11 protein-coding genes and 1 pseudogene are annotated in these 15,886 nt (G+C 66.4%); 5 read left to right on the top strand and 7 right to left on the bottom strand.

The window, feature by feature from the left end; translation table 11 throughout:
• Nucleotides 1–49: 49 nt before the first annotated feature.
• On the top strand, nt 50–1,285 hold the full coding sequence (locus AB0P17_RS24390; protein ID WP_365814019.1) for a helix-turn-helix transcriptional regulator: 1,236 nt from the start codon (nt 50–52) through the stop codon (nt 1,283–1,285).
• A gap of 346 nt (nt 1,286–1,631) precedes the next feature.
• Here AB0P17_RS24390 and AB0P17_RS24385 read toward each other — a convergent pair whose 3' ends face one another.
• Nucleotides 1,632–1,790 (bottom strand): hypothetical protein, encoded by a 159-nt coding sequence (locus tag AB0P17_RS24385; RefSeq protein WP_365814018.1) that lies wholly within the window; start codon nt 1,788–1,790, stop codon nt 1,632–1,634.
• A 71-nt stretch (nt 1,791–1,861) separates the two neighbouring features.
• Between AB0P17_RS24385 and AB0P17_RS24380 the strand changes: the two genes are divergently transcribed.
• Both AB0P17_RS24380 and AB0P17_RS24375 read left to right on the top strand, forming a co-directional pair.
• On the top strand, nt 1,862–2,959 hold the full coding sequence (locus tag AB0P17_RS24380; protein WP_365814017.1) for an NUDIX hydrolase: 1,098 nt from the start codon (nt 1,862–1,864) through the stop codon (nt 2,957–2,959).
• A 63-nt stretch (nt 2,960–3,022) separates the two neighbouring features.
• Complete coding sequence (locus AB0P17_RS24375) at nt 3,023–3,970, top strand: endonuclease/exonuclease/phosphatase family protein (protein WP_365814016.1); 948 nt, start codon at nt 3,023–3,025, stop codon at nt 3,968–3,970.
• Nucleotides 3,971–4,319: 349 nt separating this feature from the next.
• On the opposite strand, the gene AB0P17_RS24370 is transcribed toward AB0P17_RS24375, so the two are convergent.
• The 3 genes from AB0P17_RS24370 to AB0P17_RS24360 form a co-directional block, all read right to left on the bottom strand.
• Nucleotides 4,320–4,838 carry a hypothetical protein gene (locus tag AB0P17_RS24370; protein WP_365814015.1) on the bottom strand — a complete coding sequence of 173 codons (519 nt, stop codon included), beginning with the start codon at nt 4,836–4,838 and terminating at the stop codon, nt 4,320–4,322.
• A gap of 357 nt (nt 4,839–5,195) precedes the next feature.
• Nucleotides 5,196–6,938 carry a hypothetical protein gene (locus AB0P17_RS24365; RefSeq protein WP_365814014.1) on the bottom strand — a complete coding sequence of 581 codons (1,743 nt, stop codon included), beginning with the start codon at nt 6,936–6,938 and terminating at the stop codon, nt 5,196–5,198.
• A gap of 1 nt (nt 6,939) precedes the next feature.
• The gene (locus AB0P17_RS24360; RefSeq protein ID WP_365814013.1) at nt 6,940–7,650 is read right to left on the bottom strand and encodes a hypothetical protein; all 711 of its coding nucleotides are present in this window, start codon (nt 7,648–7,650) and stop codon (nt 6,940–6,942) included.
• Nucleotides 7,651–8,130: 480 nt separating this feature from the next.
• On the opposite strand from AB0P17_RS24360, the gene dnaE reads away from it, so the two are divergent.
• Together dnaE and AB0P17_RS24350 are read left to right on the top strand one after the other, a co-directional pair.
• On the top strand, nt 8,131–11,721 hold the full coding sequence (gene dnaE, locus AB0P17_RS24355; RefSeq protein WP_365814012.1) for a DNA polymerase III subunit alpha: 3,591 nt from the start codon (nt 8,131–8,133) through the stop codon (nt 11,719–11,721).
• Nucleotides 11,718–12,071 carry a DUF6300 family protein gene (locus tag AB0P17_RS24350; RefSeq protein WP_365814011.1) on the top strand — a complete coding sequence of 118 codons (354 nt, stop codon included), beginning with the start codon at nt 11,718–11,720 and terminating at the stop codon, nt 12,069–12,071. Before dnaE ends, AB0P17_RS24350 begins: the two co-directional genes overlap by 4 nt.
• Before the next feature lie 706 nt (nt 12,072–12,777).
• Here the strand turns inward: AB0P17_RS24350 and AB0P17_RS24345 are convergent.
• The 3 genes and pseudogenes from AB0P17_RS24345 to AB0P17_RS24335 form a co-directional block, all read right to left on the bottom strand.
• Entirely contained in the window at nt 12,778–14,016 is a 1,239-nt protein-coding gene (locus AB0P17_RS24345) for a hypothetical protein (RefSeq protein ID WP_365814010.1), read from the bottom strand.
• A 123-nt stretch (nt 14,017–14,139) separates the two neighbouring features.
• On the bottom strand, nt 14,140–14,502 hold the full coding sequence (locus tag AB0P17_RS24340; RefSeq protein WP_365814009.1) for a nuclear transport factor 2 family protein: 363 nt from the start codon (nt 14,500–14,502) through the stop codon (nt 14,140–14,142).
• A gap of 49 nt (nt 14,503–14,551) precedes the next feature.
• Nucleotides 14,552–15,781 (bottom strand): annotated as a pseudogene (locus AB0P17_RS24335) (IS256 family transposase); the annotation flags it as partial.
• Nucleotides 15,782–15,886 lie beyond the last annotated feature (105 nt).

Here is a 15,886-nt window from a genome sequence, read left to right as displayed (position 1 = left end):
GTCCGCACCGTCTGCGGACACCAGCGTCGTCACCACCACGGAGGAAGCGATGCCGACCGGAATGGAAGCGCGGGAAAACTTCGCGGCGGAACTGCGGCGATTACGGGGCAACCTGTCGCTCCGTGACCTCGCACGGATGGCCTGCTGCGGCAAAAGCACCGTCAGCGACCTCGAACACGAACGCAGAACCCCGACTCCACGAATCTCGCTCGCCCTGGACCAAGCCCTCAATGCGGGCGGCAGACTGGTCGAACTGGAAGAAGCCCACCGGCGACTCCACGAGCACCAGGGGAACAGCCAGATCGAACCGGGGCCTGACGGCACCGAAGACCTATTCGAAGGATGGGACAACGACGTGTGGCGTAGGGACTTCCTCAAGAACGCCGGCGCGCTGGGCGCCGTATCCGCAGGACTCGGCGGCTCTCTCGACATAGGGGGAAGCGAGTTGATGGAAGCTCATACCGCGTTACGTGCTGCCCACGGCCGCTTGGACTACCTGCGCGGGGCCGCCTCCGTCTACACCCAGGCCCTCGACCACCATCAGCAGATCCTTGCCTGGCACGCCACTCTCCGGACAACAGCCGAGCACCAGCGGGTGGCGGCCCTCGCAGCGGACACCGGGGGCTTCGTCGGATTCCTGAGTTGGGACCTGGGCATGCCCGACACCGCCGCCACCCACTACCGTGACGCCGCAGCCCACGCCCGCCAGGCGGGTGACCTGTCGAGCTGCGCCAACTTGATCGGACAGATGAGCCGGGTCCATGCCGAGCAAGGCGACTACCAGCGCGCCTTGCATCTCGCCGACGGTGCCCTTCGTCTGGCGGGAACCCGGGCACATCCCGCCGTACGGTGCTGGCTTCACGCCGTACGCGCTTACCACCATGCGGGCCTGGGCAGCGCGCGCCCCGCGCGGACCGACCTCAATACCGCCTGGGCGCTTCTGGAAGGTGCTCACGACGGCGAGACACCTCCTTACATCGGCTACCTGGACACCGCCGAGATCGGAAAGTGGAGTGGCCACGTCATGGTCCGCCTCGGACAGACAGCCCCGGCCTATCTCACATCAGGCAGAAGGGTCCTGGACCAGACGCGCGCGGACTGGCCCACGACCAGCGTTCGCGGCTCAGCCGAGGTCCTGACCACCTGTGCACGCCTCCACGCCGCCACTGGCGACCTGGACGTCGCGCACCACCTCGTATCGCGCTCCCTCGCTATCGCCACGGCGACCGGTTCAGCGAGAAACCTCCGCACGGCGCTCGCTACCCGAACTCTCATTACCTCCTGATTTGTCGTAGAGGTGGAGTTCCGGCTACGAGGCCGGCGAGGAGCCAGGACGCCGATATGGCGGATCGGTTGTGCTGCACTCGCCTGGATCCGAGCAGAGCTGGGCCAGCCGTGCGTTCGCCAAGTCGACGGCATCACGGAGGCTCTCTCCGCTGTTCGGGTACAGCTCATGCTCGACCCGCCTGAGACGGTCCTCGATCACGCTCACGCGCTCCATGACACCGGGGCGGCCCGGCACCCCGGGACGTGCCTCCTGACCAGCCCAGTCCTTCGAGGGGCGTGCGGGCAGAAGTCATCCGTGACGGCCAACTGCCCACTACGCTCCCACCGCTCGCCATTACCCCAGGTCAGGCATCGAAGTACTGCTGGAGTAGCGACTCGGCCAGCCACCGGAGGATGCCGACGGGAAAGATCTCGAACGGCCTGCCTGAGGAGACCCGGCGAAAGATCATCGCGCCTGAATTCTTCACCCGCTCACGACGGGGCGCGTCCCCGACGCTCCCCATCAGCTCACTGTCTGAGGCCCACCGCCTCACTCCGCCCTGGGCCCGACCGGCCCCTTCTGACTTGGAGAGCCATGACGACCACATCCGTTCCCGGCGAACAGCCCGGCACCGCAATGACCGCGGAAGCGTATGGCGCTCTGCGTACCTCGGCCGCCCTGTGGGTCGGGACGTCCGTGCTGATCACCAACCAGTTCGGGCAGGTCCTGGTCCAGCACGTCGACTATCGCGACACGTGTCTCCTGGCGGGCGGCGCCGTCGACAAGGGCGAGTCCCCCGCTCGCGCAGCAACCCGTGAGCTGGTGGAGGAGCTCGGGGTCACCGCCACTGTCGACCGGTGCCTTGCCGTCGACTGGGTCTCCGCCGACAGCAGCGGGGCGCCCGCCGCTATGCGGTTTCCCGGCGAGATTCTGCACGTCTTCGACGGCGGCGTCTGGGACGACGACCGGATCGGCGAAATCCGTCTGCCACCGAGCGAGATCACCGGGATCGAGTTCGTCGAACCCGCACGGCTGCCAGACCTGCTCTCCCCCAGCGACGCCCGACGCGCCCTGTCCGCACTGCGGGCCCGGATCAACGGCTCGGGCGCAGCCCTCCTCGAAGACGGACACCCCACCGCACCAACCACGCTGGATCGCCTGGAGGTACTACGCACACCACGAAAACCGCAGCGGTGGCCCTGGCAGGCGGCATCGGTGCCCTCCGGCCTGCCGGTCCGCCAAAGCTGGGGCTGGCTGTTCGCCCCCGACGGCAGGGTCCTTGTTCTGATCGGGCAGGACACCGGATCCGGCTGCCTGCCTGGCGGAACACTCGAACCCGGAGACCACAACGACCCGGCGGCCGCGCTGAGGAGAGAGGCGTACGAAGAAGCTCAGGTCCTCATCAGTGACCCGCTCCACCTCGGCTATCTCTACGACGCATCCGGCCCCCAAGCCCGCGTACGCCTCTACGCGCGCCTCACCCACAGTCGGCCCGTGGCGCGCGACCCGGCTACCGGCCAGACTTACGCACGCGTTCTGGCCACCGCTGAGCAGGCCGCTGAACTGTTCGACTGGGGGCCGGACGGCGCCCACCAAATCCGAGCCGTCCACGCAGCCCGCGCCCGGCTCGGACTCCCCAACCCGCAACGGCAGACAGTCACCGAACTGCCCGCACAAGGCAGCATTTTCTGACCGACACACGCCATCGCGTCGGTCGACAACAGAGACTCACCCGAAGACGAGCAGGAGTTCCGAATGAAGCGTCTGGCAAACCTCAACGCCTACAAACTCAACGGCGCGGCCCGCGGGACCAGTGGCTGGCAGGACCGGGTCGACACGGTCCGTGAGATCGGCCCGGACATCCTCGCTGTCCAGGAAATCCGCGTCGACGAAAACGCCACCCCCCAGACGCAATGGGATGCCAGAGCTGCACAGATCATTAAAGAATTCGCGGACGAGTGCGGGCTGACCGGCGCCGTCGGCATCACACCAAGACATCCGCACGGCATCGCCATGGCGGCCAACGCGCACCGCGCGTGGTACACAGCTCTGCTGTGGAATCCCGGAACCATCGGCGTCGTTCCCGGCAGCTACCGTCCCTTCGGCAGCCCTGACTTCTGGCACGGATTCACCACCGCCCAATTCGAAATCGGCGCGGAGAAACCGGTAACCATCGGCTCCTACCACGGTGACCCGTTCCGCCCGAACTTCCGCGAGGACGAGGCGCTACGGATCAAAGGCATTCTCCGAAGCAGCGGCGGAGCCAACCCGGGCTTCGTACTCGGCGACTTCAACGCCCTGTCCGCAGCGAGGGTCCTCGCAGCCGACGGCACCCTGTACTACTACGACCCCGAACCGTATACCTACCAAGACCACGACGACCTCGAGTACCAGCTCCTGGAAGGCACCATCGGCGGTGAGCAGCTCGCTGACCGTCGTCAGACCGACGCTCTGCTACGGCGCGGTTTCACGGTCGACGCCGCAGCCCACCTCGGTGCTCCGTGGCATCCGACAGTCGGTCACTGGCCGGACGGGAAGGGTGATCCCGACCCCTGGGGGGAACGGCGTATTGATCTGATCCTCGCCACCCGACCGGCCGCCCCGTCCCTGGTCCACTACGGCGTCCACCGCACCCCCGCCGCACTCAGGGCCTCCGATCATCTGTCCCCGTACGTGGACATCAACCCCAACCAGATTCTCTGAGAGTTCGCGACTTCTGAAGAGGGCGGGAGTTCCGGAACCGGCTGGCTTGCCGAACACCCCGCGTACGGCAAGCCAGGCGGCGCGGCAGTTGCCTGAGTATCGCCGGCGCCGAACGCTACTGGCCGCGACGAGGCCGTCCACGGGGCGATACTGACCGGAGCCACGTCACCTCCCTTCCCCTGAGGGACAAGCGGCACGGTACTCATTGAAAACCTCATGACAACGCCGACACCTTTCGGCTGGCCTGCGCCGCAGGGGGCTGAACAGGATGTCGAACCGGTCGCCGTTGTGCCGCTGGCTTCGCCACGTGGTGCCCGGCCAACCAGTTCGTGTGTCCTGCGCCCGGATGTCAGCTGCTGACGTTGGAGCTGGGGCAGTGGAAATTCAGGGTTTCGGACGCCCACTCCGCTGACACGTGCAGCAACGTCCCGCCGGGCACATGCTCACCGAAAGGCAGTTCGAGACCTGTGGATGTGTGGGTGAGTGGCTTGTGAGGTTCGGTGAGCTGGCGGAACAGGGTGGAGAGGGGCGAGTCGTCGTCCAGGTGGTGCCCGTGTTCCATCAAGGCCGGGCGGACAGTGTCCTCGACAAGGGGTGCTCCGGTCTGACGAGGTGTAAGGGTGGCAAGGAGTTCGGTCACCGGCACGTCCTCCGGGGCAACATCGTGGGGCCCTGAGTACAGCACCAGTGCGATGGTGGGCAACGCATGGGTGAAGGGCCCTGCGTCGCTTTCCGTCGGCCACACGGGCTCCAGCAGTGTGGCGGAGCGGTGCAGAGCGCGATGCCACCGGTCGTTCATCCACTCGGTCGTCGATACCGAGAAAGCCAACCGGCCAGCCTGCCACCAGAGACTCCGCATATCTGACATGGCGATAATCTATTGCTCTCCGTGGTCTCTTGTCTCCCAAATCTGAATGCTTCTTCGGGTCACATGCTTCCCTGCCCTTGCTGGTTCGGGAACTGTTCCCACGGGTGGTCGGGATGGCCCCTGTGAGGCCGGGCGGCGGAGTTCTGTGGTGCATGCCTTACGGAGCCGGGCGCGTTCGTCAGGCCTCTCGGTCGTGTCGGAACGACCACGCGATCACCAGACCGCTCGGCCCCGCCGACCTGTTGATCATCACCACCCCGTCCTGGTCTGCGAGCCCTGGTGATTGTCGGACCGGACCATCCACCGCTTGGAGGGCAGTACCGGGGCCCAAGTGATGGCACCCCGGACTCCGCGCTCTCACCCGTTTGCGAGGGAGTCTGACGGGGTGTCCGCAGGGCCGGTAAAACAGCGGAGTTCTTGGAGTTTGCCGAGGCATGCGTCCAGCAGTTCCGTCTCGTCCTCCCGCCGAGCCGCACAGGCCACGATGTACAGGGCTTCCTGGCAGGCCGGATAGTCGCCGCCCTCGGCAGCGTGCTCAGCTCCGCTCACCGCACTGCCGAGGGTCCGACCGACATCGCCGAGTGCCTGATAAGCGGTGGCCCGGGCGATCGCGGCCCGGGCGGAATCGGTGCCACACAGTGTCTCCAGAGCCTCTTCCGAGCGCCCCGCCATCACGAGCGCCCGGCCCAACAGACATGTCTGTGCGTCGGCCTCTTCCGGAGCCCCCGCGCGTTCGTACCACTGCCGTGACTGCTCAAGCTCGTCCAGGGCTTCGGCTCGTCCGCCGGCGAGGTTCACCCGGGCCCGTACGCCTGTGATCAATCCCCGCAGGCTGTCGTCGACGGTGCGGTCCATCAGCCCGACCGCCCTGTCGGCCTGTTCCATGGCCTCGTCAAGGTATCCTGACCGGCAGTACACGTCGGCCAGCCGGGCTCTCAGGAACAGATGTGTGTCAATCGCCCCGTCCCAGAAGGCGGCCTCGATACCCAGGCGGAGAGAGTCGATCCGGTCCGCTGTACGGTCTCTCCTTACTCTCCTTTCGTACAGGGACTCCAGGTTCAGCGCGAGCTTCCACACAGTGCTGTGCCATGCGAGTACGGAAGCGTGCCGCATGACCGCGACGAACGCAGCGCGTTCACCATCGAGCCACTCCAGAGCCGCGGTGCTCCCGTCCACGCTTCTCTCGCCGTCCGAGTTCTGCACGACCTGGTCCGAGACGAGGAGGAGAGCCGCGGCCAGACGGCGCGCAGCGCTCGCTTCCGGCTTTCGCATGTGCGTCCGGTTCCGGACATACTCCAGCGCGGGGTCAGTTAGCCGGAAGCGGTCCGGACAGGTCAGAGCGGCCGCCACCAGCCCCTTGTCCACCAGTTCTTCCAGTGCCCGGCTACCCTGCCTGCCCTCGGCGGTCACGATGAGTCTCCGGCTGACCAGAGTGTCTGCGATGAGACTCAGAAGGCACATGAGACGGTGCGCCCGCCGCGACAGCCGCGGCACGGGCGGCTCCGGCTTCCGCTTCTCCGGGACCGCCGGCGAAGCAAGATCCACCACAGGAGTCCCCTGGCGGAGTAGCGGGGCCAGCCGGTGATCACCGAGCACAATCAGCAATGATCCCGGACAGGCCAGCGGGTCCCCCTCGGTGGGGTGCTGGACACTGTCGAGGATGATCAGCAGTGGCTGTCTGACGGTGATCTCGCCCAGCATGGCGTGGCGTTCTCCGAGTGTCGCCGGCAGCCATTGCTCTGCAACTCCCAGCGTCCGCAGTACGTCTCCTACATAGTCACCGACATCAGCGACCGAGCCGCGCCGCTCATCGGCCACGTCAAGATAGATGTGGCCGGCGGGGTAGCTGCTGGCCACATCCTGCATCCACCGGGCCGCCAGCGCCCGCCGGGCCGCCGGCTCTCCAATGATCGCGATCATCGGAGAGCCGTTGTTCACTGCCTTGTTCAGAGTCTCCAGAACGGCCGAGGAGGCAGACGCCGGGTCTCCGGGCACCGCCTGCCGGGGTGGCTGGTGTCTGCGCTGCGGCAGCGCCAGAGCTCGGATGCGGACGGCAGCGTCCCTCGCGGCGAGCACGGGTGCGGCGGAGGAGCCGTCCATGTCAGTGCTTCCTGTCGTCAGACCAGTCCGGAGGTGGAGGTGGAGGTGGGGGAAGTTGTGGCCACACCGTGCGTTCGTGATCTTCGAGACGTATCTGGAAGGACCGCTCCTGGACGCGCATGTTCAGGTCCAGAGGTGGCGGGGGAAGGTCGGAGTCCCGGACGATGCGCCCTGTCAATTCGCTGGCTCTTCTCCGCCACCATATCCGCCATCCGTCCAGCGCCGAGGCAAACAACGGGGCAGGGGCATCGTCCTCGCAGGTCATCATGACCGCGAAGCCGGCATCGCTATCGTGCCCGTTTGCCCCGAAGGGATCTCCGGTGCGGATCCCGACAATGCAGGACCGCTCGTCGATGACAGCTCCGCACACGCTCGCCTGCGGGTACCGCCGCATCATCGCATCAAGCGCCAGGAACGGCGGCTGTACATCGCAGATTTGTCTCACGACGACACCTGCGCTTCGCACCCACCGATCCTGATGGGCGTTCTCCGCCACCCCCTGGGCGTGCCTCGAACACCTGAAGTGGCCGCAGGTCAGCGGTGCCAGAGCCAGGGTGTGCAGGTCCAGGGCGGCCCCGCCCTCTGTCGGCTCGTATGCGGTTGGATGGAGCGTCAGGTGCACGGCGAGCGCGTCGGCCGCGCCTTCCCCGCCGATCGGGCGGGTGACGACACAGGCGGCAGGAGAAGGAAGTCCGGGGATCAGGGAAATCATGATTCGATCCCAGCCTGGTCCGATCCGGCTGATCCTTGTCTCTGCGCAGCGGTGTCCGTCACGCTCCCATTGTGCGCCGGAAACGCGCGGCGGAACACTCCGCCCACAGGCTTTCGACCTGCTCTTCCAGGGAGAGCGGGCGGAGCTCTGTGTACTCAACAATGAGTCGGCCAACGGGTCGCTCTCTCCGGCCGACCACGACAGGGCGGGCTCAGCCAGCTCGTGCGCCCTGCATGGCTCTGCCGCCATGACGAGACCGACTGTTCGGGTTGGCATCCAGGGAAACACCCCGTGTGGTACGACCGCAGCAGGAAGTACGTCTGCGGCGGAGGCCCGGAAAAGGATCGTTTGCGATGATTTCATGGCAGGCCAGGTCGGCGTTCCGCGGTTCTTGTCCCGACGTCCCGAAGCGGCCTGCGATCAGAGGGTCAGAAGTTAGGGTGGGGGCTTCCTACGTCCCGCCTCGGAGGTGCGCTCCCGGTGCCTGATTCCTTCGTTCACCTGCACAATCACACTGAGTACTCAATGCTGGACGGCGCGCAGCGGCTCAAGCCGATGTTCGCCGAGGTCGAGCGTCAGGGCATGCCGGCGATCGCGATGAGCGACCACGGCAACATGTTCGGAGCCTACGAGTTCCAGCAGGTGGCCAAGAGTTTCCCGGGCGTGAAACCGATCATCGGGATCGAGGCGTATGTCGCTCCCTCCTCGCGGCGGAACCGCAAGCAGGAGTTTTGGGGGCCCGGCGGGGTGCGGGCGATGTCGGACGACGGCGAAGGTTCCAAGGACGTCAGTGGCGGTGGCCGGTTCACCCATATGACAATGTGGGCGCAGAACGTCAAGGGCCTCCAGAACCTGTTCTACCTGTCGACAGAAGCCTCCTACACGGGACAGTTCCCGGCGGGCAAGCCCCGCATGGACATGGAGCTGATCGCCGAGCATGCTGAGGGGATCATCGGGACAACTGGATGCCCGTCGGGTGCGATCCAGACCCGGCTGCGGCTGAAGCAGTACGACCAGGCCAAGGAGATCGCCGGCCAGTACCAGGACATCCTCGGCAAGGAGAACTACTTCCTGGAGCTGATGGACCACGGCCTGGACCTGGAGCGCAACGTCCGCGCCGATCTGCTGCGGCTGGCGAAGGAACTGGGGATCCCCTTGCTGGCCACCAACGACGCGCACTACGTGCTGGAGGAGCACGCTGACGCGCACGACAACCTGCTGTGCATCGGCGTGGGAAAAAACAAGGACGATCCGGGCCGTTTCAAGTTCAACGGAACCGGCTACTACCTCAAGACCGCGGCCCAGATGCGGGAACTGTTCTCCGAGATCCCCGAGGCGTGCGACAACACGCTGCTGATCGCGGAGCGAATCGAATCGTATGCGTCGGTCTTCGAAAATGTCGATGAGATGCCGAACTTCCCCGGCGTCCCTGAGGGGGAGACGCAGGAGTCCTGGCTGCGCAAGGAAGTCCTCAAGGGGCTGGCCATGCGCTACGGCGACCCGATTCCGGGCGAGGTTCTGGAGCGCTTCGAGACCGAGATGTCGGTTATCGGACCCATGAACTTCTCCAGCTACTTCCTCGTTGTGGCCGATATCTGCCAGTACGCCCGTGACCAGAAGATCCCGGTGGGTCCGGGCCGCGGGTCGGCAACCGGCTCGATCGTGGCGTACGCGACCCGGATCACCGAGCTGTGCCCGCTGGAGCACGGCCTGCTCTTCGAGCGGTTCCTGAACCCGGAGCGCATCAACCCGCCGGATGTCGACCTCGACTTCGACGACCGCCACCGCGACCGCATGGTCCGCTACGTCGTGGAGAAGTACGGCGACGAATTCACGGCGATGGTGAATACCTTCGGAAAGCTGAAGGCCAAGAACGCGATCAAGGACACCTCACGCCTGCTGGGCTACCCGTTCTCACACGGAGAGCGGATCACCAAGGCCCTGCCCGCCGATGTGATGGGAAAGTCCATCCCGATCAACGGGCTCTTCGACGAGAGCCACCCCCGCTACGGGGAGGCCGGCGAGATCCGGGCCCTGTACGAGAACGAACCGGACGTCAGAAGGGTCGTGGACGGCGCCAAGGGCGTCGAGGGCCTGATCCGCAACACCGGCGTCCACGCGGCGGCGGTCATCCTCTCCAAGACCCGCCTCACCGACCGTATCCCGCTCCACATGCGCGCCAAGGACGGCGTCAAGATCACCGGATTCGACTACCCCAGTTGCGAGGACATGGGGCTGGTCAAGATGGACTTCCTGGGACTGCGGAACCTGGGCGTGATCGACCACGCGCTCCAGAACATCCGGGAGAACCGCGGGGTCAACATCACGACCGACACCGTGCCGCAGGACGGTGCCCAGCCGATCCCGCTCGATGACGCCACCACCTACAAGCTCCTGGCGAGCGGGGACACCTTCGGGGTCTTCCAGCTCGACGGCGGCGGCATGCGCACCCTGCTGAAGCTGATGGAGCCCACACGCTTCGAAGACATCGCGGCGGCCCTGGCCCTGTACCGGCCGGGCCCCATGGCGGCCAACGCGCACACCAACTACGCGCACCGCAAGACCGGCCGGCAGGAAATCGAGCCGATCCACCCAGAGCTGAAGGATGCCCTGGAACCCATCCTGGGCAACACCTTCCACCTGCTCATCTACCAAGAGCAGATCATGGCCATCGCCCGGCAGCTCGCCGGCTACACCCTGGGCGGCGCCGACCTGCTGCGACGCGCGATGGGCAAGAAGAAACCCGAGGTACTGGCCGCCGAATGGGACAAGTTCTCCGACGGCATGATCAACCAGAACAAGTACTCGGAGGAGTCCACCAAAGCCCTGTGGGACGTCATGCTGCCCTTCTCCGGGTACGCGTTCAACAAGTCCCATACAGCCGGATACGGGCTCGTGTCGTACTGGACGGCCTACCTCAAGGCGAACTACCCGGCCGAGTACATGGCCGCCCTTCTCACCTCCGTGGGCGACGACAAGGACAAGGCCGCCGTCTACCTCGCAGATGCCCGGAAACTGGGTGTTCAGGTACTCCAGCCGGACATCAACGAGTCGGTCGCCAACTTCACCGCCATCGGCGACGACGTGCGCTTCGGGCTCCGCTCGGTACGCAACGTCGGCGAAGGCGTCATCGACTCCCTGGTGGCCTCCCGCAAGTCCAAAGGTAAATACACTTCCTTCGCCGACTTCCTCGACAAAGCCGATATCGCGGCGCTCAACAAACGGGCCGTCGAATCACTGATCAAAGCCGGCACCTTCGACTCGCTCCACCACACCCGCAAGGGACTGTCGGCAGCGCACGAGGACGCCATCGACGCGATCATCCCCGTGAAGAAACAGGCAGCGATCGGCCAGGACGACCTGTTCGGCGACCTGGGCAGCGACAACGACGAACCGGTCTTCGGCCTGGACTTCCCCATCGACGAAAGCGAGTGGCCCCGCAAACAGCTGCTGGCCGCCGAACGCGAGATGCTCGGCCTGTACGTCTCCGCCCACCCGCTGGACGGCACCGAGCACATCCTGTCCCGCAACCGGGACACCACCATCAGCGAACTCCTCGGATCCGGCCGCACAGAAGGCGTCGTGCAGTTGTCCGGCCTCATCACCAGCGTCGACCGCAGAATGACCAAACAGGGAAACCCCTGGGCGATCGTCAATCTCGCGGACCGTGACGGCGAGATGGAAATCCTGTACTTCCCCGCCGTCTACACCCTCGTCCAGCACGCTCTGATCGCCGACTCCGTCGTCTCCGTCCAAGGACGCCTCAACGACCGCGACGGAGCCGTCAGCATCTTCGGCCAAGAGCTACAGGTACTCGACGTGTCCTCCGCGGAAAGCGGCGGCCGGCCACCGGTCATGCTGTCCTTCCCCTCCCACAGGATGAACGAACGGACAGTCACCCAGCTCAAGCGCATCCTCGGCGCCCACAGAGGCGAAACACCGGTCCGCCTGCGGATCTCCGCACCGCAGAAAACCGTCCTGTACGAGCTGGGCTTCCTGGTCGATCCGACGTCGGTCGCCTCCGACATCAAAGGCACATTCGGACCGGACGCCTGGCAAGGCGTGGCGTGACCCAACCGACCGAAGAGTTCGTGCTCCGGCTCACGGCCCCCCCGAACTGTCCTCCTCCATGCGGAAGACCCGGACTGCTCTCAGCCCGCTTCCCCAACTCCTGGAAGAACACCCGCGGTGAAGAGGTTCACGGCCTCCGGGAGGCGGTCCTGTGCCCCGAATGTGACCGCGGCGAGCCGCCCGCAGATGCGCTGCTGGCCCTTTTCGCTGTCGATGACCAGATCGCCGGGTCCAACGCCGAAGTGTTCAGCCGCCTGGTCACCGCCTGGGTGGAATCGGTACGCCACCGCACTGTCGACCTGACACTGCTGAACGCAGAAGTACAACGATGGCAGAAAGGAAGTCTCTGACCGGGCACCTCCGTCTGCTCAGAGCTGTTCCTCAATCTGCAGGAAACGGGTGAGGGCCTCTCAGTCGGCCCTCACCCGCTGAGGCTCTTTTCTACTCTTCTGATCCCTCATCCGGCATATCGTCCGGCCCCTTGATGTCACCGTTCTCGTCTTCAACAGCTCCGGAGCCACCAGCACTGACGACGACAAGCCGCTCCACGAAACGACTACGCATGCCCTCTTCACCCCCTCCCCACAACCATGCGTACACCTCATATTGTGGTGCGCTAAAAAGGGAAGGCGTTTATTGGCCACTGTCTCTCCTGTGGCCTTTACGTCGAACTTTCGTGGTGGTCCGTCTGCCCAGGCAGTGGGCCATCAGGCGTTCTGTGGCTGAGCGTGGATAGACCTGCGGCCCGGATGTCGTCTCGGGTGTGCGCCGGATTCCGCTGTTCCGGGCCAGTGGTGTTGTTGTCGGGACGGGGAATCTGCTGGTCATCCGGAGTCGGGTAGCGGGGCGATCCTGTGGAGGGCGGCAGCGATGTGCTGGGGCCAGTGCCAGGCGGAGGATCCGGCAGCGGCCGGTGGGGCCGAGTTGTCCCCGCCGCGTCGCTGGCCGCGGCTGGATTCCGCGGTTCGGCGGGCAGCCCCGCTCGGGCGGGTCGTGGTTCGGTGGCCGGGAAGGGCAGTGGGAGACGGGCTCTCCTTGCCAACGTGGAGTTGGAGATCACCGCTGCGACCTGCCTGAGCCGGGACAAGGACGAAGAAGCAATGCTGCTGGGATGGAGAGCACAGCGATCGTGCTCAGGCTCCGCTCGCTGTCGGGCGCAGTACCAGGGCTTCCCACCACTGCGCGAGGTCCACTCGCAGTCGGCTGAGAGACCGCAACTGCCAGGGCCATCGTCATCCGGTAGCCGAAATCCCTGGTCGTCCTGTCGACGTACTGGAGTTCGGTGTTGTCCTCCAGGAGTAGCCGACGTTCCCACCCCGACAGCCCTTCCACCCACTCGGTCAACGACGACCGGAGAACAGGCCGGTGCGCGTGGCGCGTGCGGAACAGCTCCTGCTCCCAACCCCGCCAGCACCCCCGGCTGCCCGTCGGCGAGCCCGACGAGGTTGGAGGCCGTCGTACGGACACGGCGCGCTCCGGCGGCGTGGGGCGGATCAGGTCACGGACTTGAGCGGCTGCCTCTGTGTACCAGTCCGGTTCGGCATCTACCTTGGCCGTCGGCCGGGCAGCCCGTAGCGTACGCAGCCGGTCGTGCAGGAGTGCGCGCGCCGTGTTGAACCGGGCCGTCCGGCCAGCATCTTCAACGGCCTCGCGGGCCTCGTCGAGGTTGTCGTGGAGGTGGCTGCGTCGCATCTCTGTGGCGAAAACCTTCTCGTACTCGGCCTGGGCGGGCGGCTGGTAGGCGAACCGGTTCACGGCCCGGCGCTGCAGTGAGCCCAGCTGGAGTTCTGCGGCCAGCCGCGCCGCGAGCGCCACAGACTCGGCGAAGACACCATCGCCCGCGGTGAGAAGCTCCGCGACCGCCTGTTCGACCGCTTGACGCATGTCCCGCGTGGTCCTGCGACCGGCATCAAGCCGGTACTGCCCTCCGCCCATGCCCCAGGTGACGACCGCCACGTCGACGGCCTCGGCGATCGGTTCCTCAACGCGGCGCTCGTCGCGGCACCGGCTGCACAGACCGGCGGTCTCCGGCTTCCCGCACACTGTGCAGGCGAGCGCCTGCCGGGCAGCCTCCTGGGCCGCGTGCTGAGCCCGCTGCTCAGCCCAGACCCGCTCACGAGCGTGCCGCTCCTGGATGGCCTCCTCGCGGCGCACCTCCGTGGCGGCGGCCTCACTCCGCCAGCACGCATTCAGCTCCGCCTCGAACCCAGGCCGGTCAACTCGCCCGCTGGCAAGCGCTGTCGTTGCCTTGGCGACGGCGCGGGCCCGCAGCGCCCGGCTGTCCAGGACCAGCATCTGGCAGGCGGCGCAGTCGGCCAGGATGTGAGCTTCCCCCGAGATGCGGTGGAGGGTGACAGGCGTAGAAGTCGATCCGGAACGAGCAATTGTCAATTCCTGTGGATCGATGCTGCCGCTTGGCTATGCGCTGAGGTGTTCGTGAAGCATCTGCCAAGTCCCGGCGTTGTTGACGAGCACGTTGGTGCCGCGGCCGGTTCCTGAGAGCGGCTGGCCGTCGATGGTTCCGGTCCAGGTGAACCGGTAGCGGCATATCGCGTGGTCATCCCACTCCAGGTCGTTGATCTGGTAGACCTCGTCGTGGATGGTGGCGAAGGTCTCCGCGATGGCGGAGAGGACGGCTTCGCGGCCTTGGTGCGATCCGTCGGTGAACCAGTAGACGGCTTCGGAAGCGATCAGCGGGACGAGCTGGGTGATGTCGTGGCTGTTGGTGGCCTGCTCGTAGGCGCGGATGAACTCGGTCAGCGGGGCTGTGGGTTCGGGCATGACTGGTCCTTTTCTCCTTTGCGGGGGCGTCAGATGACGGGGGCTGTTCCCGCTCGACGAGGATGCCGTTCTCGAACCGGGCTCCCGCCCGGACCAGGGCGACGAGGTGGGCACCGGTGACCGCGCGCCACCGGTCCTGGGCGGACTCGACGAGCTTGAACACCATCGCCAGGGCGGCGGCCGTGCTGCCGGCGCCGCGGGGGACCTTGGTGCGGAGTTTGACGGTGGAGAAGGTCGACTCGATGGGGTTCGTGGTCCGCAGGTGGATCCAGTGCTCGGCCGGGAAGTCGTAGAACGCCAGCAGTTCCTCGGCGTCGTCGGTGATTTTGGCGACGGCCTTGGGCCACTTGGTGCCGTAGGTCTTCGCGAACGCCTCGATCGCCTTCTCGGCGTGGGTGCGGTCCTCGGCGTTGTAGATCTCCTGCATCGCCTTCGTCGCGCCCGGCTGCGCGGACTTCGGCAGGGCGTTCGTGACGTGCGGGCCTTGTGGACCCAGCACTGCTGGTGGTGGGCGGCCGGGAACACCTCGGCGAGCGCCTTCCACAGCCCCATCGCACCGTCACCGACGACCGGCTCGGGATCGCGCATGCCGCGGCGGCGGCAGTCCCGCAGGAGGTCGGCCCATGATTCGGTGGACTCGCGCAGGCCCTCGGCCAGTGCGATCAGTTCCTTGGTGCCGTCCAGGCGCACGCCCATCAGCACCAGGACGCAGGAGTGCGCCTGCCCGAGACGGACCTTGGGGTGCACCCCGTCCGCCCATACGTACACGTAGTCGGACTCGGCGAGGTCGCGTTGCTGGAAGGCAGTGTGGTCGTCCTGCCACTGCTTCGTGAGCCGGGTCACGGTGGCCGGCGACAGGCCGGCAGAGGAGCCGAGGAAGTGCTCCAGCGCGGGCACGAAGTCCCCCGAGGACAGTCCGTGCAGGTAGAGCAGAGGAAGCACCTCGGACACCCTGGGCGACTTGCGGCACCACGGCGGCAGGATCTTCGAGGAGAACCGCATCCGCGCGCTGGTGGCCGTCGACCCGCTTGTCGTTCACGTGCGGGGCCGTGACCTCGACGGGGCCCGCACCGACACCCGCGGTGCGGGGCCTGTGGTGGCCGTTGCGGACCACCAGGCGGTGCCCGGCCGCGTCGGTCTCGGCGGCCAACTCGGTTGTGTACTGGTTGACTTCGGCCTCCAGCGCGGCGGCGAGCATCCGCCGGGTGCCCTCGCGGACGGTCTCGTCGATCAGGGAGCCGGGCTCGGTGGAACCGTCGGCATTCACTACGCTGAGCACGGGCGTGCCTTCCCGACCCGCGCTGCGAACGCGGGCCTACTCGGTGACCATCAGGATCATTCGGGAGGTACGCCCTTCGCGTCCCGTCCCGGAGACCGATCCACA

This window comes from Streptomyces sp. NPDC088124, assembly GCF_040685895.1.
Lineage (GTDB): Bacteria > Actinomycetota > Actinomycetes > Streptomycetales > Streptomycetaceae > Streptomyces.
Note: the sequence above shows the minus strand (reverse complement) of the source record. Positions and strands in the feature narration are given on the sequence as shown.